The sequence below is a fragment of the Staphylococcus canis genome, from assembly GCF_016238445.1.
In the GTDB taxonomy this organism is placed as follows: Bacteria; Bacillota; Bacilli; order Staphylococcales; family Staphylococcaceae; genus Staphylococcus; species Staphylococcus canis.
Map to the genome: position 1 here is coordinate 15840 of NZ_JABANU010000014.1, position 21061 is coordinate 36900.

Genomic DNA, 21061 nt, shown 5'->3' on the forward strand with positions numbered 1-21061 from the left:
GGCATGCTTATGAAAAATTAGTAGTCTTTCATAAGTGAATACCTGTCCTAACCTTTTTATTTATCCTAATGTATATGTTTCAATTTCTTCCCATTTATCTTTAGCTTCATCAAATTGCATTAAAGATAATGTATCAATTGTTTCTTTATGATCAATACCTGCTAGACGAACTTGGCCATAAATATCTTCAAACTCTTGACTGGATAGACCTTGCCCAATTGTAAAGTGCGGTACAAATGGGTGTTCCGCAGTACCATAGAAATCTTCTGAATTAAACTTATCAAAAAGAGTCTCTAATTCTTGATTTTTTTCAACTTTAAAGTAGATTACATTTGTTGTTGGCGCAAAGTTAGAAGCTTTAGTTGCATGTACTTCAACGCGGTTAACCCCTTCTAATCTTTGACGAATTTCATCTTTTACTTTTTCAAAATCATTGTCATCAATTTCAAATGCACCTTTAATTGTGATATGCGGTTGAATTTTAGTGTAATGCTTATCATAGCGTTTACGATACGCATTGACTTCATTTTGGAAATCTTTTGATGGAATTAATGCTAAACCTAAAATCATTGAAACTCCTCCTTTGTTTCGTTTAATTCTATTATAGCAAAATTTAGAATTATTCGTTACTTAAAAAATATTTTAACAGCTTAGGTAATTCTTTTTGCCATGTTTTCCAGTTGTGACCCCCGTCTAATTCATCATAATAGTACGAACGCACCGTAGGCTCTAATAATTTTTTTAATTCACGATTGGGTGTTAAAAAGTCTGCACGTTCTCCACTTGTTGGTAATTTAAAATCTATTTCTTCTTTACCAATGACGTGCCAAATTGATAAATTACCTTTAAACTGACAACGATTTAATAGAAGTTCTACCACTTCATCTACATGTGGACTGAGCATACCTACTTGACTCAGTGTACGTGGGTACGATAATGCGGTTAAAAAGGCGATACTACCCGCTAAGCTATCTCCTAATAAAACACGTGATTCACTTGATGTATGTGTAGTAAAAGTTTCATCTATCCAAGGAAAAATTTCAGTTGCTACGGCACGCACAGTCATTGAAGCGAATTCTCCTTGAGGATGAAATTCTTCATGTCGCTTGTGGACACTTTCATAATGGAATCCTATGATAATTGATTTTTTAATTTCGCCTTTTCTCCAAAGTCTTTCATAAAGACGATGGATTTGTCCATATCTCATAAAATCACGACCATCGAAACAAAAGATAACATTTGATGGTTCATCATTAGAATAATCTTCTGGTAGATATACGGATAACGTAACCGTTCTATCTAGAATGTTACTTTCAAACTGTGTTTTGGTTATTTGACCCGCCTTAAATTCTGTCATTCAAAAAGCGCCCCCTTATACGAATTAACCTTATTGTATCAAGAGACGCACATACCTGTTAATATTTAGCTTTATATTCAGATTAGTCTTCAACCTGATAATGTTCTTCTTTCAAACGTCTTGGATAATCTTCTAACCAAAATGTAGCTGTTGGATACTTCTTAGGATCAGGTCGATAAATCGCGGTTTTCCCTGTACCATGTTGTTTTTTGTGTTTTTCAAAATCATGCAATGCATTTAATGCTGGTTTAAACAATATCCAAATGGCAATCAAGTTAAGCCAAGCCATCATACCTACACCCAAGTCACCTAATGCCCATGCAACATCTGCTGTTTTAATTGCGCCATAAGCTGTTGCAGCTATCAAAATAACTCGAGTAACATTTCGCCAAAATTTATTCTGCCTTTGTGCAATTCGATTCGTTACGAAACTTACATTCGTTTCAGCAATATAATAATATGCTAGTATCGTTGTGAAAGCGAAGAAAAACAGTGCAATTGCTATGAAATATGAGCCAAACCCTGAAAAAGTTGGATCAAAGTGATACGAACTATTAAATGCTTTATCAATCCCTGCTTGTGCATACATCGCTGTTCCCGAATAATCTTTAGTACCATCCGCTGATTGTACATAAATACCACCATCATGAATCAAGTTAGGCATTCCTGAAGCAGTTGTCGTACCGTCAGTCGTATTATATGTTTGTGAAATTAAAATAATAAGTGCTGTAGCTGTACATACAAATAATGTGTCAACATATACTGAAAACGCTTGTACTAGTCCTTGCTTTGCAGGATGAGATACTTCAGCTGCAGCTGCTGCATGTGGTCCAGTACCTTGCCCTGCTTCATTTGAATATAATCCTCGTTTTACACCAATCTCAATCATCGCTCCAATAATACCACCAAACGCAGCCTCCATACCAAAAGCAGATTTAAAGATTAGCGCAAACAACATTGGAACTTGACTAATATTGAGTAAAATAATCACAACGGCCATTGCTATGTAAATAATTGCCATAAAAGGAACAACCGCTGTTGCTACCTTCGCAATAGATTTTACCCCTCCAAAAATAACTAATGCTAAAACAACAATTAATACTAAAGCGATAATCCACGGTTGTATACCAAATGCATTGTGCATTGAGCTTGCAATCGCATTAGACTGAACACCCGGTAGAAGCAAACCTACTGAAATAATCGTAACGACCGCAAAAATCAGTCCATATATTTTACCAATTTTACCTTTAATTCCGCGCTCTATATAGTATGCTGGTCCCCCTCGATATTCACCGTCTTCTTCTTTTTTATAAATTTGACCAAGTGCTGACTCTACAAATGCTGTCCCTGCTCCTAAGAAAGCAGTTGCCCACATCCAAAATACAGCACCAGGACCACCGATAAATATTGCCGTTGATACCCCTACAATATTACCTGTACCGACACGTCCTGCTAATGATAATGCAATCGCCTGAAAACTCGAAATACCTGTTGGTGATTTTTCCCCTTGAAACATAAGACGAATCATTTCTTTAAAATGCCGTACTTGTAAAAAACGTGTGATTAAACTAAAAGCAATCCCCGTGAATAATAATCCAAAGACGAGTGGTTTACTCCATACAATATTATTCAACCACCCTACAATTGACTCCACCATAAAACATCTCTCCCATTCCCAATTATCATTTTAAATTTTCAGACAACTATATGTATAGTATACTCTGTTTGGCGCTCAGTTGTAAATCTAAATTTTCACAACATTTAAAAATTTTAGGTCTTATTCTTTATAATTATTTTTATTCTTTTATCATAAGCTTAGTTAGTCTATACTATAATATGTGTATTATTTAAAAAGGAGGTTGAACTGATGACAAATAAAGTCTGGTTTCGAACGGGAATCGCGTTATTAATTTTATTCTTGTTAATTAAGTTGTTTTTAGACATTGATCACTTATTTATGCCAATCATTACGATTGTTTCATCCGTTCTATTGCCGCTATTATTAAGTGGTTTCTTATTTTATATTTGTTTGCCATTTCAAAATATACTCGAAAAATGGCATTTCCCGAGATGGGCCAGTATTACAATCATTTTATTAGGGTTGACTGGAATGGTAGCGATTGTGATTTTATTAGTCGGACCAGTCATTGCGACTCAAATCGAAAATTTAATTCATCAACTGCCATATATTCAAAGACAAACTCAAGACTTTATCAACTTTGCTTTAGACCAACGTGATCGTTTACCAGATCAAGTAACTGATAAGATTAATGAGATGATTAATAAGTCTGGTTCTGTCGCATCTGATCTTTTATCAAATTCGCTTAATATCATTACAAGTATTATTTCAACATTATTCTTACTTATTTTAGTACCTTTCTTCTTAATTTATATGCTTAAGGATCATGAACGTTTTATTCCTGCTATTGCCCGTATATTTAATGGAGAGCGTAAGATTTTTGTAGTTAATTTATTAAAAGATTTAAACCATACTTTAAAATCTTACATACAAGGTCAAGTGACTGTAAGTTTAATTTTAGGGGTTATTCTATTTATTGGATATTCAATTATCGGTTTAGAATATACCGTTTTACTCGTAATGTTTGCGTGTGTGGCAAATATGATTCCATTTTTAGGTCCTTGGATGGCCTTTTTACCAGCAGGTATCTTAGGTCTTATCCAAAGTCCAACAACATTTGTATGGGTTTGTGTCGTAACACTGATTGCACAACAACTTGAAGGTAACGTGATTACACCTAACGTTATGGGTAAATCACTTAATATTCACCCACTTACAATCATCGTTGTGATTTTAGCTTCTGGAAGTTTAGGTGGCTTTGTTTTAATCTTAGTCGCTGTTCCATTGTATGCAGTGCTTAAAACATTAGTTCGTAATGTTTTCAAATACCGTCAACAAATTATGTTGAAAGCACAAAGTGATGTCGATGATAAAAGTATTTTATAGTTGATATCATCAAGAAAGTAAAATTCATAGTACTATCAAAAAAAGTGAGACATTATGAATGGAGATTAATCCATGCAATGTCTCACTTTTAATATTAAGTGTTTTGATATAAAATAATTTATGGACGCATGATCTCCTTTATTATGGTTTGGTCACTTTCAGTAATAGAGGTCATTGCGTCTTTTTGTATCTAAAAATTAAAAATCGAACAACCAACATTTATAATCTAAATGTTACCAGTCCGATTTATTATAGAACCCAAAGAAATGAATGGAGACTTTGCATTCTTCTACTAACCAATGTTATAATTTAGTTAACAAGAGCTTCGTGCATTATATGCACCAATCCCCTCACTATTGCGCGTAGTGAGGGGATTTTTAGGTACTGGCTAATATCGCCTATTTTTTCTTATTGTTACGTGTACGTAGCCAATACGTAAATAACGCAACAATACAACCACTGATGACTGTGGTCGTGATGTGAACAAGAGCTTCGATCATCCGATATGCACCTCCTCTCTACGTCTAAATTGACGCCTGAGAGATAGGCGACCTATATATTATATCATCTTCGAATATACATTGAGAGATAACTTCCGGTAAGTTGAATGATGTCATCCCTTTATAATTTTAAGTGCTTCTTTTCATTATATTATTCCTATTCTTTAATGTGCGATATATCATTATAAACTTACACACCGTTTTTTTAATCACATCGATGTAAGCGTATACTTAAAGTGGTTATGTTTTTTCCTATCAAGTGTTTTGATATAAAATAATTCGTGGGCGCATGATCTCCTTTATTATGGTTTGGTCACTTCAATAATAGAGGTCATTGCGTCTTTTTGTATCTAAAAATTAAAAATCGAACAAGCAACATTTATAATTTAAATGTCACCAGTCCGATTTATTATAGAATTGCATTTTCTAGCCTAGTTTCAAATATTTTCTACAAATATTTAACGAATTGCGTGGAACCCTGCGTCCACGTGAATATTTTCACCAGTAACACCTGATGAGAAATCACTTAATAAGTATGCCGCTGTTTTACCCACTTCCTCTTGATCTACATTTCGTTTTAGTGGTGCACGTTCTTCAATCTCTTTTAAGATTGATGTAAAGTTACCGACACCACGTGCACTTAATGTACGAATAGGACCAGCTGAAATTGCATTAACACGAATGTTATCTTGACCTAAATCAGCTGCTAAATATTTTACTGAAGCTTCAAGACTTGCTTTCGCAATACCCATAACATTATAGTTCGGCACTGCAGCCTCTCCACCAATATATGTCGATGTTACAATACTACCGCCTTCTTCATTCATAATTTTACGTGCTTCACGTGCAACAATAGTTAATGAATACGCACTAATATCTTGTGCAAGTAAAAAGCCGTCACGTGATGTTTCTGAATAACGACCGCGTAATTCTTCTACACGTGCAAAGGCGATTGAATGAAATACACCATCAATTTTTCCTACTTCTTGTCCAATTTTCTCAAAACCTTGAATCACATCTTCATCATTTTGAACATCGATTTGATAAACATGTTTTTCACTTTGATTTAATTGATCGATTAATTTATCGAGTTCTTTAAAACTTCTTTCTTTACGATAGGTAAAAACTAATTTTGCTCCGAGTTGATCTAACACTTTTGCAACGCCAAATCCAATGCTTCTTTTGTTAGCAATACCCATAATTACGAATGTTTTATTTTTAAGATCTATCACTTTGAATAACTCCTTTATCAACTACAATAAATTTACTTTAATTTTACCATTAGCACTGAAAACCATACAAATATTATCCATACGTGTTGAGTGCTTCGTTAAAACATTTCAAGTTCAATTTTCAGTTGCTCAACATATTCTTTAGTTCCTGTCACAATCAGACGATCTCCGTATTGTAAGAAAGTGTCTCCATGCGGAACGATTGACTCATTATTACGTATAATGCGGACAAAGATAATATCGCCACCAAATGGAAAATCTCGTAACTGCATATGATCAAATGCATAGTTGTACATTCCAATCTCGTAAAGTGAAGTTTCCACGTTACTTAATAAATTCAACATATTTGGTGTCTCAATCATACCTTTAAGTAATATTTGGTTACTTTGGAAATTACTAAAAATTTCAATACCATGATGTGATAGTTCTTGTGCCTCATCGTTTGATTCAAGACGACATATTACTCGTTCAACTCCGTGATCCTTAGCCATTAGCGCAACACGACGATTAATGTTATCATCATTTGTCGAACATACCACGATGTCACTATCAAATAATCCTAAGCGCTCTAACATCTTCGCTTCGTAGTCTGGAAATTCAATCATAGTGATATCATCCGACAATTTTCGCTGATCTGATAAATCTTCACGATAATATAATGTGATTTGATACAGTTGAGAGCTCAATTTTTGTGCAATTGGAATCGTTAATTGATTCTTACCGATCAATGCAACATTTACTGTCGTTTGCATTTCGTCAGGTACCGGAATCAATTTTTTAAAGACGATTGGTACGAACACACATGTAATGACTGCACTTAAAATTAAAATTCCTGACGTTTCATCACTAATTGTATGTAGTTTTTCAGCAATCTTCGCCGCAGCAATGACTAATGATAATGTCGATGTTAATAAAAATGCTGAAGCAATTGTTGTTTTCATATCAAACCATTTTCGGATGAACAATACTGGAACTAATTTTGAAATAATAAATGCTAATATCAAAATCGGAATAATAATCAGTAGCGATGGATTCTTAACTAATGATGGTATATCCAGTTCGACGCCTACCATAATAAAGAAGATAGGAATGAAAAATCCATAGCCAAATGAGTCTAATTTTTCTACTAAGTCAGGTGTTGGCTTCAGTAACGATAAGACCACCCCAGCTAAAAAAGCGCCGAGAATATTTTCTGCACCTACACCTTCTGCAAGGGCAACAAGCAAAATAATAAGTGCAAATACAGCCCGGATTCCAATTTGCGTCGTACCGTCCATTAGTTTTTCAAAGATTGGTGCCTTTTTCAAAAAAGCGCCTACGAAATAAAAAACGATTGGTAATACTGCTAAAATACCAATTAACCAAATCGTACTACTCCCTGTTGCATTTAACGCACCGTACACCGTTAATAATAACATCGTCGCTAAATCTGCAAGTACTGCGACTAATAATATAAACTGGCCGATACGTGTTCGCATGATATTCATTTCTTTAAGCGTCGGTACAACAACCCCTAAAGAAATCGTTGAAATAATAATGACCATCAGTAAAACATCATCAATGAGACCGACCCACTTAAATGCGAAAGCAAGAAATGTTGAAACAATCATGATAAGTGAAAAAATCATCAACGCTAGCGTAAAATGGCTCGGTCCAGTTGTCACTTCTTGTTTTTTATTAGATTTGTCTTTTTTAAAAGCATTAAAATCGATTTCAAGACCACTCAAAAACATTAAAAAGATGAAGCCCAATGTGGATAATATCTTAAGCGTCTCATCGGTGTGTACGATATTTAAAAATGAGCGACCAATGACAATCCCCATTAATATCTCAGCAACTACAACGGGTAAAAATCCTATTTTAAACCGATTAACAATGATAGGTGTCAATACAGCTGCAATGATTACAATAACAAGTGATACAAATTCCATAGATGCCCCCCTTACATTAAATATGTCATAAATGAAGTTGCCAGACCGAAGTATATCAACATACTGACAATATCATTAATCGTAGTAATAAATGGCCCACTTGCAACTGCGGGATCAATGCCTATTTTGTTCATTAAAAGTGGAATAACAGAACCGATTGTTGTCCCAACTGTCATCGCAATTGTTAAACTTGTCCCGACAATCATTGCAAGGAAAGGTTGTTGATACAATACAATGATAATTAACGTTAAACAAATTGCACATGTAATTCCGGTTAAAAAGCCACTTCCAGATTCACGTAATGCTAATTTAAGCTTACTCTTTTCTTTAATTTCACCAGTTGAAATATTTCGAACTGAAACCGCAAGTGATTGCGTCCCAGAATTCCCAGACATCCCACTAATAATAGGAATAAATGCTGCTAAGAGTGCTACTTTTTCTAGGGTTTCTTCAAACGAACCTAAAATAGATGCTGTAATCATACCGAGCACCGTTAAGATCAAAAGCCACGGTAAACGTTTTAACGCCGTTTGAAAAATAGAATCGTCAGTGGAATCAATATCAGACACACCTGCTAAACGAGAATAGTCTTCACTAGCCTCTTCATCCATAACGTCAACGATATCATCGATTGTAATAATACCCAATAAATGGTTTTGATAATCGACAACAGGCATTGCGATAAAGTCATAGTCACGCATCGTTTGTGCGACATCTTCTTGGTCGTCGGCAACGTTAGCACTAATCACACGTTCGCTCATAATATCCTCGATATAAGCATCATTCTCTGCAACGATTAAATCACGTAATGACAAGACACCGACTAGTTTCTTATGCTCATCAATCGCAAATATCACATAAATCGTTTCCGCTTCTGGTGCTTGCGCTTTAACATGCATTAACGCCTCATGGACTGGCGTTGAAATTGTCAATGAAATGTACTCCGTTGTCATGATACCGCCAGCTGTATCTTCTTCATAATGTAATAATGCTTTGATTTCTTTTGCATCTTCACGATTCATCAACATCAGTAAGCTTGCAATTTTACGCTTTGACAATTGATTTAATATATCTACCGCATTATCGTAAGACATATACTCAAGAATTTGACTTGCATATGTCGCATTCATTTCTTCAAATAGCGTTTCATAATCTTCTTCATCAATTTCTAGATTTTCGAAAAAGTTAGCTACTTCTTCAGGTGATAAATATTGATACATTTTTTGATGAACCGTTGAATCACTATCTTCAAAATATTCACTTTGTTCGTAAGAGTGCATCGCTAAAAATTCAGTTCTAAACCCATCAATATCTTCTTCTCGAATCAATTGATCTAACAGAATTTTATTGTAGCGCTCTTCATCATCTAAAATTAAATGATCATGTTCATTATTCAAACCTTTCACCCCGCTCACTTTCCTTTTATAATGTATATAATATTTGCTCAAATTGAGGTGTTACACTTTGAACATGTACATCCTTTTGAGTAATGGGGTGTATAAAAGCCACCTCAGCACATTTAAGTAATTGTGTCTCATATAAAGGATGTATATGTCCGTATAATCCATCTCCTACAATAGGGTGACCAATGGATTTAAAATGAACGCGAATTTGATGCGTTCTTCCCGTTTCAAGCTTCACACGACATAACGTATATTGATGAAAATTTTGTACAGGCCAATATATCGTCTTTGCATATTTACCTTTTTCTGATACTGTACGTTCAATAATACTGTCAGATGTACGAGCAATAGGCTTTTCAATCGTATCAGGTTGTGTCAATATCCCTTCACAAATACACTCATAATATTTATGAATTGTTATTGATGACATTAAATGATGAATATGTCGTGATTTTGCAATAATCACAACCCCCATCGTCTGACGGTCAAGCCGTGTTACGATATGAGGGATACCACTTTCACCTTTATTTTGCATATATGATAATACTTGCTCAACCAAACTTTCATGTGGATGTTCTCGTGATGGCGCGCTATTTTGATGCTTTTGTTTATTGACTACAAGTAACCATGCATCTTCATACAAAATATCTAATGGTTGGTCATAAGGCACTAAGAAGGGACTTGGGTGTTCACGAGGGAGTTGAACAACAACCGTATCTCCAACTTCAAGCATATATCGGACTGTACGTGGGATATCATTTACAAGTAAAGCGCCATCTTGTTTAATGGCGCTAATCGTCTTTTTGGAAAACTTTTGTTCATATAAAAAAGTTTTTAAAGACACTGAAGTTTGTATATCATATTGGAATCTCACAGCGTTTCACCACTTGAAATAAATGAGTCATGCACGCGTTTCCAAAATGGGAAAGGTCTAAATCGCGCGAAACGAATCTTCTCGTTTGCCACACGATATTGAATCGTGTTTACATTCTTATGTTTCACGCTGACGTGATCCACAGTAGTCAAAATAACATCATGATTGACAGGTTTAACGTGACACGTATGATGTTTTGGTAATACGAGTGGAGAGCCTACTGTTCGAAAGACTCTATTATTAATTGATGCGATCTCGGCAATTTGAATTGCTTCTAATGAAGGGTGGATTAACGCTCCCCCTAACGCTTTATTATATGCCGTCGACCCTGAAGGCGTTGAAATACATAATCCATCTCCTCGGAAACGCTCAAAATGTTGACCTCGGATATCCAAATCAACAACCAATGTTGTGCCATTCTCAGTCTTCATTGTCGCTTCGTTCAGTGCTAAATAACGCGTTTCATACCCTTTGTCATTATAGCGCACAATCATTTCTAATAGTGGATATTCAATGACTTGAAATTCAGAGTTATTAATTTCAATGATGAGCTTTTCCACTTCATGTGGTAACCAATCAGCATAAAACCCTAAGTGTCCGGTATGTATACCTACAAATGCACATTGTGCTAACATATGACTGTATTGATGAAAGGCTTGTAATAACGTACCGTCACCACCCACAGAAATGACAATTTCAGGATTTTCAACATCTTCAATCATTTTGAAATCTTTCATATGTGTTTGCATCTTATGCTTTAATGCTTCTGACTTCGCATCTCCTTTTGATAAAATCGCATAACGCATCACTCCACCTCACGATTCTCATGTTTTTTCGAACGCTTTTTGGAATAATATTTTTGAGCTTCTTGGATTTCGTCTTTAATTTCAGACATTTCCTCGTCTAATAAAAATGCCGCTTCAGCTGCCCGTTCAAGACGCGTTTGAATTTCTGGAGGATAATCTCCATCATATTTGTATCTAAGCGTATGTTCGATTGTTGCCCAAAAATTCATAGCTAAAGTACGTATTTGAATCTCAGCTAAGATAGATTTTGTCCCATTTAAAGTTTCAATTGGATATTCAATAATCACATGATACGAACGATATCCACTTTGTTTTGTATTGTTAATGTAATCTCGTTCTTCGACAACTTTAAAATCCTCACGTTGTCGTAACAAATCTACAACTTTATCAATATCGTCCACAAATTGACACATGATACGCAATCCAGCAATGTCATACATGTCATCACTTAAGCGATCATATGGTATACCCCTTTTGTTGGCCTTATCAATAATACTCGTAATTGGTTTTACACGTCCTGTAACAAATTCTATTGGTGAATTATGTTCTGTCACCTCGTATTGTTTTCGTAACCCCTTTAGTTTAACTTTAAGTTCGTCAATAGCTTGGCGATAAGGCGATAGAAAAATTTCCCATTGATTCATAATTGTTCACTCCACTTCATGCTAATTCAAAAGTTTCTTCTACAGCAGCAACAAAGTCTTTACCATAATTGGAGTTCCCTTGAATATTTTCAAGTAAATAATCTAATTCTTCGTGAAAACGTTCAAGGACAAGTGTGTCATTCACTACCAATTGTTTATCACGATTATGATGTAGCATCGACCACGTTTCTTGAACAAAAATTAAGTATGAATAAGAAGATCCATCATCAAGTAGACTCACAAAAGCATAGTTGTCACTATCTACTAACATTTGACCAGCTTCTGTAAATCCTTCTGTAGATTGATCTGTATAACATAAAATTCGATCATCTTGAATTTTAATTTCGTTGACATATATACGCATACCTTTTCCTCCTTATCAAGTTATAGTTTAACATAATTTACCGTTCACCTCATGTTGAATCACTCTATACGAAATACTTTCAAAAGAGATGATTTTCAGTCATAATTTAAAAATAAACGCTACATGATAAGAGGAGGATAGAGCATGGCTCAAGCACAAGAAATAGAATTCAAACAATTAATTGACGCTGAAACTTATCAAACTATTAGAACAGCCTATTTTAAAACACAACAGCCATTCACCCAAAAAAATCATTACATTGATACGCCAGATTTACAAATCGCACAGCATAAAATGGCACTTAGAATCCGTGAGAAAGACGATGGATTAGAGTTAACGTTAAAAGTGCCTGCAAAAATAGGTTTAACAGAATATAACTCACCTATTTCAATATTACCTACTCAACAAATACCATCCTCAGAATTACCACATGATGTCGTTACAATACTCAAACAACATGATATTAACATCTCAAATCTTAAAATTTTAGGTGCACTTGAAACTAAAAGAATGGAAACACAACTCGAAAACGGCTTGCTTGTTTTAGATCATAGTTTATATTTAGGAACTGAAGATTATGAGTTAGAGTTTGAAGTGAATGACTATGATAGAGGATTAGTAGCCTTCCAAGCAATTCTGGATCAGTTTCATTTAACACATAACCCCCCGAAAAACAAAGTACAACGTTTTTTCGAACGTCAAGCTGAATTAAAAGAAGATGAGATAGAGTAAATTGGTAAAGTTCTAGTGAATCGCTATTTTTAAAACCTTAGATTTATCATAAAGTTATATTTCTGATACAATATCACTTCTAATCTAATAGGCAAGTGCTTTTGCTTTGAATTGTAAAAATTCATGTTATTATTTATGTATATAATGAAACTAAATTGGTGATTAATATGACAAAAACGCCTTATGATATTATCGGACAAGATGCTTTATACCAAATGATTGATCATTTTTATCAACTCGTTGAACAAGACAATCGCATCAATCATTTATTCCCTGGTGACTTTGCTGAAACAGCACGTAAACAAAAACAGTTCTTAACTCAATTTTTAGGTGGCCCAGATTTGTATACACAAGAACATGGTCATCCAATGTTAAGACAACGTCATCTCCCTTTTACAATTGACCAAGCTGCAAAAGAAGCTTGGCTTGAAAATATGGCCACTGCTATTGAAACGGCAAACTTGCCTGACGGTGTAGGCTCATATTTATATGAGAGATTACGTTTAACTGCGAATCATATGGTTAATACTGAAAATTAATTGAAGGTGAAAACATGACTGAAGAATTACGCATTTTAACTAATAGTCGTCGTGAAGATTTGAATCTTTCACCTGTGAGCAAAATTGAAATATATTCTTTTTTCGATCCATTTAGTGAAGAGAGCTTTAAACTTTCTGCAGTATTATCAAAATTGAGAATCGAATATCATCAATATCTCCGTATTCGTCATATATTAAATCCGTCTTTACGTGTACTAACGAAGTGTCAGGCACAAAGTACATCTGATCGTGATAATATCGCACTCGCCTTTAAAGCAGCTGAATTACAAGGTCGAGCGCGCGCACATCGTTTCATGCATTTGATTCAAAATGAAATCATTCCGAAACGTGATATTGTCACTGAAGAAATGATAGCAAAGTGTATTATTAATGCAGGACTGGATTTTGACGTTTACCAAGATGATTTAAAGCATGGTAAACTACGTGAAAGTTTAAAAGTCGATCTTCATATTGCACGAGAAATGGAAGTCGAAATGGCCCCTTCTCTAGTATTTTTCAATGAAGACATTCAAGAAGAGGGATTAAAAGTGGAAGGCTTATACCCATATCACATTTACACTTATATCATTAATGAAATGATGGGAACGCCTATTGAAAAAAATCTTCCGCCCAAACTTTGTGACTACATTCAACAAAAGCAACTTGTTACAGAAGAAGAATTATTAACAATTTACGAATGGCCTAAAAAAACACTTAAAAAAGAACTCAAAAAGTTAGTATTACAACAGAAAGTAGAAAAATTGACCTATCCTAGTGGTGAATTTTGGAAATCTAAAATGTCGTAATATCTAAATAAATAGTAATACAAAGAATGATTAAACGGTTAGCGAATCCACTCACTAACCGTTTTTGTATACTATATTAGTACTTCCCCATTTGTATTCGTTTTATAATACTTAACAGTATAGTTATCAAAGTTGTTATAACAAATTGTTGCAAAAACAAACCAAAGTATGTACCAAAGCCAATATTTCTACTGAATGAAAATGTAGAAGTTGAACTTTGAGTAGTATTATTTTCTATTATTTGTATTGGTATATGATTAAGCAGGATAAACATCAACACAGCATATATTATACTTACAAGAGCTATAATCAACCATTTATATTTTGATAATGATGCTATCCTTCCTCCAAGAATTGCTAATAATACCGTTGGAATAACTTGTCCAACCAACATAAATTGAAAAATATTTAAATGAACCGCAATCGCGAAACATACAACATACTCGCTTAAAATAATAAATATTAATATTAAATCCCATTTTTTCATAAACTCTTCCTTTACTTAGAGATGTAATTAGGACAACTCAATCAATAATCTAAGGCACTTATTAAAAGTTCTAGCATTTACCTTAATCCTTCTACTACATTTTTATGTGCAGCAACCATTGCAGGTATAATGCTAAACAGCACACCAAAAACTGCTGTAATTGTTAATGTGATCACGACTTGTACTATAGAAACAGATGCTACCATCCCTGAAAGGTTCATTAAAGCAATCATAATAAGTGCCGCGATTACACCTAAAATTCCGCCAAAAAATGAAAGTAGTGTGCCTTCAATGATATATGAAGTATAAATGTGTGACTTTTTCGCGCCTAGAGCACGTCTTATCGCTATTTCTTTACTTCTCTCACTAATTGTTGAGAATAAAGCATTCATTACACCAAATCCAGCTACAAAAATTGAAATACTTGATAATAAAGCAATAAAATTCAATATCGTACTAGTTTCTGCTTTCGTATCTTTGTAGACTTGTGTATTATCAATAAAGTCGTACGTTCCCTCTTTTGCGTGAGTGCCATGTTTATCTAATAAGGATAGCATGTCATATACTTCGGCTGGTTTATCTGTATCAACATCCAGTTGATCGTAAAAAATGTGGTTTTTAAACAAATATTGGACTGTTTTTTCGGAAATTAAGACATCTGGCAAAACTTCTTTAACAGCTGAACTTTGATATATTGTTTGAATGAATAAGCGGTGTCCATTGATCTTTATTGTTGCCCCTATATAATTTTCTATATGTGGTTGTCGCGTTAACTTCATTAAAGCTTTATCACTGATGGCTATTCCATTTTTGCTTTTCAGACTTGTCCAATCTTTACCTTTTAAAATTTCAGGTGGCGTAATTTGATGCTGATCTAAATCTTTTAAAGTTCTATAACTTAAAATTTGATGATTATTTTCAAATTCTATAGGTGTTTCTTTTCCATATGAACTGGATACTAATCTAGGATGATAACTCGTATGTTTTTCAATTAGCTTTTGATCTTCTGAAGTGAAACCTTGTTGATTTAATCGGTGATGCGGTGTAAATGTAAGAGATGTCGTATGTGCTTCGATATCCATATCTTCAGATAGTGCATTAAATGTATAAGATTGACTTGAAAGTATCATTAAAACGACAAATGTCGCGATACCTATAGCTATAGCTGTAAGTATACTCTGTCTTTTATTTCGCTTAAGTAACTTTAATACATCTTTAAATATTCTATATTTTTGCATGTTGTATACCTAATTTCTCGCTTAATGTGCCTGCTTTTAACTCTAAAATTTTAGTACTACATTTCGCCACTTCCAAATCATGTGTCACAAGTAAAATGGTTCTACCTTCTTTATGAAGTGTCACTAAAATATTTAAAATTTCATTCCGTGTCATCTCATCTAATGCGCCTGTTGGCTCATCAGCTATAATTAATTTAGGATTATGAATTAATGCCCGCATGATAGCCACTCTCTGTTTTTGACCACCAGATAAATTTTTAGGATACGCGTCTAGTTTTTCATACATTCCCATTTGTTGTGCTAGTCTTTCGATATTTGTAGATTCCTGTTGTTGATGATTATATAGATGAGGTAATAAAACATTCTCTCGAACTGTATATTCATCGATTAAATTAAAATCTTGGAAAATGAATCCAATATCTTGATTTCTATGTTCTGACAATTGATCGTCATTCATCTTTCGAACATCTCGTTGATTAAAATAATATTCACCTTCAAAGTTTGTATCTAGTAATCCTAAAATACTTATTAATGTTGATTTACCTACCCCAGACGTACCCATGATCGCTATAAAATCACCTCTAGAGATATTTAATTCTATATTTTCAAAAACTTTTGTGATTATGTCCCCCTTACGATAAACTTTTGTAAGATTAATACATTCTATAATTTTACTCATTTGACTTCCTTTCAAATAAGGTTGTATGTTTCTTATATTTTATACCACCCTATTCCAGAAGTGTATATGTATTATTAAAATTTAAGTTTTAAAACAATCATTTAATTAAGGCAATATCTCGTCTTTAAATAGTAATATTCTAATCATAAAGAATCTTGAATAGACTATTTTGTAACTAATCTTATTACGTGTTGGATTATATTGTTATAAAAGTAATGAATATTTTAAAATGTAGTAACTTAACTTATTCATTTTTAAGTATGAGTTCAATTAAGAGGATTTGTGCCGATTTGAAGCATAAAAAAACGCCGTGTTCTGACACGGCGCTAAACAAAGGGGATGGGAGAAATTTTTCACTTCAAACAAAGGGGTATGTTTGTTATGTGATTAATTTCATGGTGTTAATATAACATGTGTTTCAGTCTCTTTCAACCCTTTAACTTGTAAAAATTAAATATTTCACAAATCCGTCAAATTGTAAACGAATTCATTTACATCAAGCTTTCATTAATTTTTCAAAAGCGTCTAGTTTTTGTTCGAATACTTCGCATGCATCCTCAATTGGTTGTGGTGTTGTCATATCAACACCTGCATTCTTTAAGATTTCGATTGGATAGTTTGAACTACCTTTTTTCAGGAATTCATTAATGTAACGCTCAACAGCCGGTTTTCCTTCTGTTAATATTTGATGACTTAAGCTTTGAGCTGCACTATAACCAGTTGCATATTGATATACATAATAATTCATATAAAAGTGTGGAATACGTGACCACTCTTTACTAATATGTTCATCCGTTTCAACAGTATCACCGAAATACAAGCGATTTAATTTCGCATATTCTTCATTCATTCGATGTGCTGTTAATGGTTCTCCTGCTTCTTCAATTTGATGAATTTTATGTTCAAACTCTGCAAACATAGTTTGACGGAATAACGTTGCACGGAATCGTTCGAGTTCTTGGTTCAGTAATAATAATCGACGTTTATCATCTAAATGTTTATCCATGTAATCACTAAGTAGCGCTTCATTACATGTTGAAGCAACTTCTGCAACAAATATAGAATAGTCACTATGATTTGACGGTTGATGTTTACGACTAAAATAACTATGTGCAGAGTGTCCAAATTCATGAACAAGTGTATATAAATCTGATATTGTATCTGACCAGTTCAATAAGATGAAAGGATTGGTTTTGTGAGCTCCTGATGAATAACCACCAGAACGTTTACCTTTATTTTCATAAACATCGACCCATCGATTATTTAAACCTTCTTTCACCACTTCAAGATATTCTTCACCCATTGGTTCTAAGCCTTTTAGCATCCATTCAACCGCTTCTTCATAAGGCATTTCAAATTTAATATCTTTGACTAATGGCGTATACATATCGTACATTTTTAAATCATCTAAACCAAGTAGCTCCTGACGTAAGCGAGTATAGCGATGAAGTAATGGTAAATACTTATGAACTGTTTTGATTAAATTGTCATATACTTCTTCTGGAATGTGATTATGACTTAGTGCTTGTTCTCGAGCAGTTTGATAATGATGTGAACGTGCATTAAATACATGTTTTTTCACTTCTCCAGCAAGCGTTGCACTTAACGTATTATTATAAGCTCCATAAGCTTGGTATACGTTATTATAAGCAGATGCTCTTAAAATACGATCATCTGACTCTAAATATTTGATGAATGTCCCTTGTGTTAACGGATGTTTTTGTCCATCTTTATCTTCTACATCCTCAAATTTCAAATCTGCATTATCAAACATACTGAATACATTACCAGGTGTCGCTAATGCGTCTTGAGCTTCAGTTAATAACTTTTCTTTATCTGCATCAAGTACGTGTGGGCGTTGTTTATTAAGTAATTCTAAGTCAAATTCGAAGCGTTTTAATCCTTCGTGTTCTTGAACAAATTGTTGTAACTTTGCTTGATCGATTTGTAAAAGTTCTGGTACTAAAAAGCTCCATGCAGAACTTAATTTAATCGCTAATTGATGTGCTCGAGCTTCAAAGCCAGTGTATTTATCATTTGCTGTATCTTGATCTTGTTTAAGATGCGCATAAACATATACCGCTTCAAGCTCTGTTTCAACTTCATCTTCTAGCGATAATGCTTGATATAATGTTTCAGCATCGTCACCAAGATGACCTTTATATTGTTCCTCTTGACCTAAATAACCTTCGACGTTACGAAATGCCGCTTCCCAAGCTTCATCACTTTCAAAAATAGTTGTTAAATCCCATGTATATTCAGGGTATTTTTGTTCTTGTTCTTCTCTCGTTAATTGTTGACTCATGTTATTCCTCCTCTAAACGATACGATACCTTTATTTTCTCATTTTCAAATCAACTATGCACACTATATCCTCATATTTGTAAAATTTTGCAATATTTTTTGATTAATAATTCAAGTATGACGTCTATATTGATATTTTGTTGATAAAAATATCTAATTTTCATCATAGATTTAAGTGTTTGAAATATTGGTAATTGGTATTTATGGCAATAGAGAACTTGAAGTTGCCATAATACTGGATGTGTCTGAAAATAGAGTTGTTCTGGAAATAAAAAGCCTGTAACTTTCAATATTTGGGCATCAGTCATGTGTAAACGGTATGCCAATGATAATGTTGGTTCGAGCACACTATTTTTCCGACGACATTGAAAAAGATAATCGAGTAAGCGAGACGAGGAAAGTTTTCGTACAGTTATTTCATTAATATATTGAGATTTTAAAGTCATATCTAAACATGCTTTAATTGATATGCGTTCAACTTTAGCGTTAAATTGCTTAGCTGTAATAGGTATTAATTGAGCTAATCGTTTTAACTCTAAATTTATAGGGTCAATGCAGATTAAATGGCCATTATTATGATCTATCAAGGTTTGATGTAATTGACTAAATTGGAACAATTCTCTTTTTATGTTAGGGAGTCGAGTAATCCAAATCACACGATATCCTAATTGATTAAGACCAGCTGTTCGTTGTTGAATCTCCTTGATTGAAATTGGACTAAGTTGCACCTCAATAGCAGTATGCTGAACTAGAATATCAGGTATTTGTTGAATGTCAGGTAACCATACCTCCATGTTTGCATCATATCCTAACATACAACATTGTTGATAAATATGATGTTTATAACGTAAATGTTCTAATGATTCAGAAGGATGTGATGACTTAAGTCGACAATGCGTTCGATGTGCGAAATGCGCAACTTTAGTCTGTCCATTTCGTAAAATTACAGGAGCTTGGCACACAGGACAATAGTATTGATTAGACTTTGATGCATGTTGTGCAAAGACTTGTTGATGCTTGTGATTCATTGCTGTTAACATATGAAACCTCCTCATACATTAACACGCTAATAAAAATATGTTTACTTTAAAAAAAGCTAATTCAATTGTAATAGATGCATGTTCATCTCCAACTGAATTAGCTTAACTTTAAAACAATGAGTATTTAATTTATAGATTCATTATCACATTATTCTTCTGATGGAAAGTAACGTTTCACTTGTTCAGTCACATTATGACTCATAATAATTTTGCCATAATCATCAAGATAAATTTGTGTCACATCACCTGGCGTAGCAAATTCTAAAACTTGACCATAATAATCATGAATTTGTGATTCACTTACTGAATCGTCAAAATGTACGACATAATAGTATTGGTGATCAAGCATATATAATAAATCTTCAAACTGTGTTAAAGTTTGATCATTACGATGTGCATATTCGATAACTGCTTCTAAACTATCAAACTTAAAGATGACAGTATGCGATAATGCTGCGTTTTGACGTTTCTGGCGTTTTTTACCTCTTTGATAATGCGATTGCGCATTTGCTGCTTTAAGTTCCTCTTCTTCAATATCTTCTTTTATTGATTGAGATAATAATTCATTTAATTGACTGTCTAATTCATCAAACGCTTTATCGTCTTCAGTCATATCCATAACTTCATCATTTTTAGATTTTGAAATTGTAACTTCGACACCTTTTTCAAAAGCATGTACTTGAATCCATAATGGACCTTCTACAACAAAATCTTCTTCTTCATTAACTTCTTCCATTACTGACCAAAAGAACTCTTCACCACGTTTACGATTTGTCCATAAATCTTCACGCTTAAAACCACGTGCTTCAATATCTGTATATGTGATAAATAATTTAACTGTCATATCATCTATACGTTCTATTCTCATATCATCTCACTCCTTACAGTCGATGAATAGTATCCCTATTGTATTAGACAACTTATAAAATTACAATCGTTTTGATTATACTTACATTTTAACCTTCTCTTACCTTTATCATAACATAAAATCGTAATGTTTCCTTCTTAAAAAGATTCTCACAATCAAATTGTACTTGAGCATTTCCGTTCTCTAATAGATAGAAAAATCTTATAATAAAAAAAGTAAGATGTATCATCTATGTACCCATAGATCAACATCCTACTCTTTTCATTTCAACATAACATATACAATTGTGACT

At 33.7% G+C, this 21061-nt stretch carries 21 protein-coding genes; 4 read left to right on the forward strand and 17 right to left on the reverse strand.

Going from position 1 to position 21061, the window contains the following annotated elements; all coding sequences use genetic code 11:
• Positions 1-60: 60 nt before the first annotated feature.
• The 3 genes from HHH54_RS06530 to HHH54_RS06540 all read right to left on the reverse strand — a co-directional run bounded on the left by HHH54_RS06530 (position 61) and on the right by HHH54_RS06540 (position 3014).
• Entirely contained in the window at positions 61-570 is a 510-nt protein-coding gene (locus tag HHH54_RS06530; RefSeq protein ID WP_198618040.1) for a 2'-5' RNA ligase family protein, read from the reverse strand.
• Positions 571-619: 49 nt separating this feature from the next.
• Complete coding sequence (locus HHH54_RS06535) at positions 620-1357, reverse strand: esterase family protein (protein WP_198618041.1); 738 nt, start codon at positions 1355-1357, stop codon at positions 620-622.
• 82 nt (positions 1358-1439) lie between these two features.
• The gene (locus HHH54_RS06540; protein WP_198618042.1) at positions 1440-3014 is read right to left on the reverse strand and encodes an alanine/glycine:cation symporter family protein; all 1575 of its coding nucleotides are present in this window, start codon (positions 3012-3014) and stop codon (positions 1440-1442) included.
• Between the two features lie 210 nt (positions 3015-3224).
• Between HHH54_RS06540 and cozEa the strand changes: the two genes are divergently transcribed.
• On the forward strand, positions 3225-4322 hold the full coding sequence (gene cozEa, locus HHH54_RS06545; RefSeq protein ID WP_198618043.1) for a lipoteichoic acid biosynthesis protein CozEa: 1098 nt from the start codon (positions 3225-3227) through the stop codon (positions 4320-4322).
• A 398-nt stretch (positions 4323-4720) separates the two neighbouring features.
• On the opposite strand, the gene HHH54_RS06550 is transcribed toward cozEa, so the two are convergent.
• The 8 genes from HHH54_RS06550 to HHH54_RS06585 all read right to left on the reverse strand — a co-directional run bounded on the left by HHH54_RS06550 (position 4721) and on the right by HHH54_RS06585 (position 12076).
• Complete coding sequence (locus tag HHH54_RS06550) at positions 4721-4822, reverse strand: type I toxin-antitoxin system Fst family toxin (RefSeq protein WP_198618044.1); 102 nt, start codon at positions 4820-4822, stop codon at positions 4721-4723.
• A gap of 458 nt (positions 4823-5280) precedes the next feature.
• Positions 5281-6054 (reverse strand): enoyl-ACP reductase FabI, encoded by a 774-nt coding sequence (gene fabI / locus HHH54_RS06555; RefSeq protein ID WP_198618045.1) that lies wholly within the window; start codon positions 6052-6054, stop codon positions 5281-5283.
• 98 nt (positions 6055-6152) lie between these two features.
• Complete coding sequence (locus HHH54_RS06560; protein ID WP_198618046.1) at positions 6153-7985, reverse strand: cation:proton antiporter domain-containing protein; 1833 nt, start codon at positions 7983-7985, stop codon at positions 6153-6155.
• A gap of 11 nt (positions 7986-7996) precedes the next feature.
• Positions 7997-9382 (reverse strand): magnesium transporter, encoded by a 1386-nt coding sequence (mgtE, locus tag HHH54_RS06565; protein WP_198618047.1) that lies wholly within the window; start codon positions 9380-9382, stop codon positions 7997-7999.
• A gap of 25 nt (positions 9383-9407) precedes the next feature.
• Positions 9408-10262 (reverse strand): RluA family pseudouridine synthase, encoded by an 855-nt coding sequence (locus HHH54_RS06570; RefSeq protein WP_198618048.1) that lies wholly within the window; start codon positions 10260-10262, stop codon positions 9408-9410.
• Positions 10259-11068 carry an NAD kinase gene (locus HHH54_RS06575; RefSeq protein ID WP_198618049.1) on the reverse strand — a complete coding sequence of 270 codons (810 nt, stop codon included), beginning with the start codon at positions 11066-11068 and terminating at the stop codon, positions 10259-10261. Before HHH54_RS06575 ends, HHH54_RS06570 begins: the two co-directional genes overlap by 4 nt.
• On the reverse strand, positions 11068-11712 hold the full coding sequence (gene yjbM / locus HHH54_RS06580) for a GTP diphosphokinase (protein WP_198618050.1): 645 nt from the start codon (positions 11710-11712) through the stop codon (positions 11068-11070). Before yjbM ends, HHH54_RS06575 begins: the two co-directional genes overlap by 1 nt.
• Before the next feature lie 16 nt (positions 11713-11728).
• The gene (locus HHH54_RS06585) at positions 11729-12076 is read right to left on the reverse strand and encodes a UPF0738 family protein (protein WP_198618051.1); all 348 of its coding nucleotides are present in this window, start codon (positions 12074-12076) and stop codon (positions 11729-11731) included.
• Positions 12077-12220: 144 nt separating this feature from the next.
• On the opposite strand from HHH54_RS06585, the gene HHH54_RS06590 reads away from it, so the two are divergent.
• The 3 genes from HHH54_RS06590 to yjbH all read left to right on the forward strand — a co-directional run bounded on the left by HHH54_RS06590 (position 12221) and on the right by yjbH (position 14153).
• Positions 12221-12808, forward strand: a complete 588-nt coding sequence (locus HHH54_RS06590; RefSeq protein WP_198618052.1) for a CYTH domain-containing protein — start codon at positions 12221-12223, stop codon at positions 12806-12808.
• Positions 12809-12975: 167 nt separating this feature from the next.
• Positions 12976-13347: a truncated hemoglobin YjbI gene (locus HHH54_RS06595; protein WP_198618053.1), complete on the forward strand. Its 372-nt coding sequence runs from the start codon at positions 12976-12978 to the stop codon at positions 13345-13347.
• Positions 13348-13361: 14 nt separating this feature from the next.
• Positions 13362-14153 carry a protease adaptor protein YjbH gene (gene yjbH, locus HHH54_RS06600; protein WP_198618054.1) on the forward strand — a complete coding sequence of 264 codons (792 nt, stop codon included), beginning with the start codon at positions 13362-13364 and terminating at the stop codon, positions 14151-14153.
• A 76-nt stretch (positions 14154-14229) separates the two neighbouring features.
• On the opposite strand, the gene HHH54_RS06605 is transcribed toward yjbH, so the two are convergent.
• From HHH54_RS06605 to mecA, 6 genes are all read right to left on the reverse strand, one after another.
• Positions 14230-14640 (reverse strand): hypothetical protein, encoded by a 411-nt coding sequence (locus tag HHH54_RS06605; RefSeq protein ID WP_198618055.1) that lies wholly within the window; start codon positions 14638-14640, stop codon positions 14230-14232.
• A 77-nt stretch (positions 14641-14717) separates the two neighbouring features.
• On the reverse strand, positions 14718-15878 hold the full coding sequence (locus HHH54_RS06610) for an ABC transporter permease (protein ID WP_198618056.1): 1161 nt from the start codon (positions 15876-15878) through the stop codon (positions 14718-14720).
• Positions 15865-16557 (reverse strand): ABC transporter ATP-binding protein, encoded by a 693-nt coding sequence (locus HHH54_RS06615; RefSeq protein WP_198618057.1) that lies wholly within the window; start codon positions 16555-16557, stop codon positions 15865-15867. Before HHH54_RS06615 ends, HHH54_RS06610 begins: the two co-directional genes overlap by 14 nt.
• A gap of 496 nt (positions 16558-17053) precedes the next feature.
• Positions 17054-18862: an oligoendopeptidase F gene (pepF, locus tag HHH54_RS06620; protein WP_198618058.1), complete on the reverse strand. Its 1809-nt coding sequence runs from the start codon at positions 18860-18862 to the stop codon at positions 17054-17056.
• A 70-nt stretch (positions 18863-18932) separates the two neighbouring features.
• Positions 18933-19901, reverse strand: a complete 969-nt coding sequence (locus tag HHH54_RS06625; RefSeq protein WP_198618059.1) for a competence protein CoiA — start codon at positions 19899-19901, stop codon at positions 18933-18935.
• Positions 19902-20049: 148 nt separating this feature from the next.
• Positions 20050-20769 (reverse strand): adaptor protein MecA, encoded by a 720-nt coding sequence (gene mecA, locus HHH54_RS06630; protein WP_198618060.1) that lies wholly within the window; start codon positions 20767-20769, stop codon positions 20050-20052.
• Positions 20770-21061 lie beyond the last annotated feature (292 nt).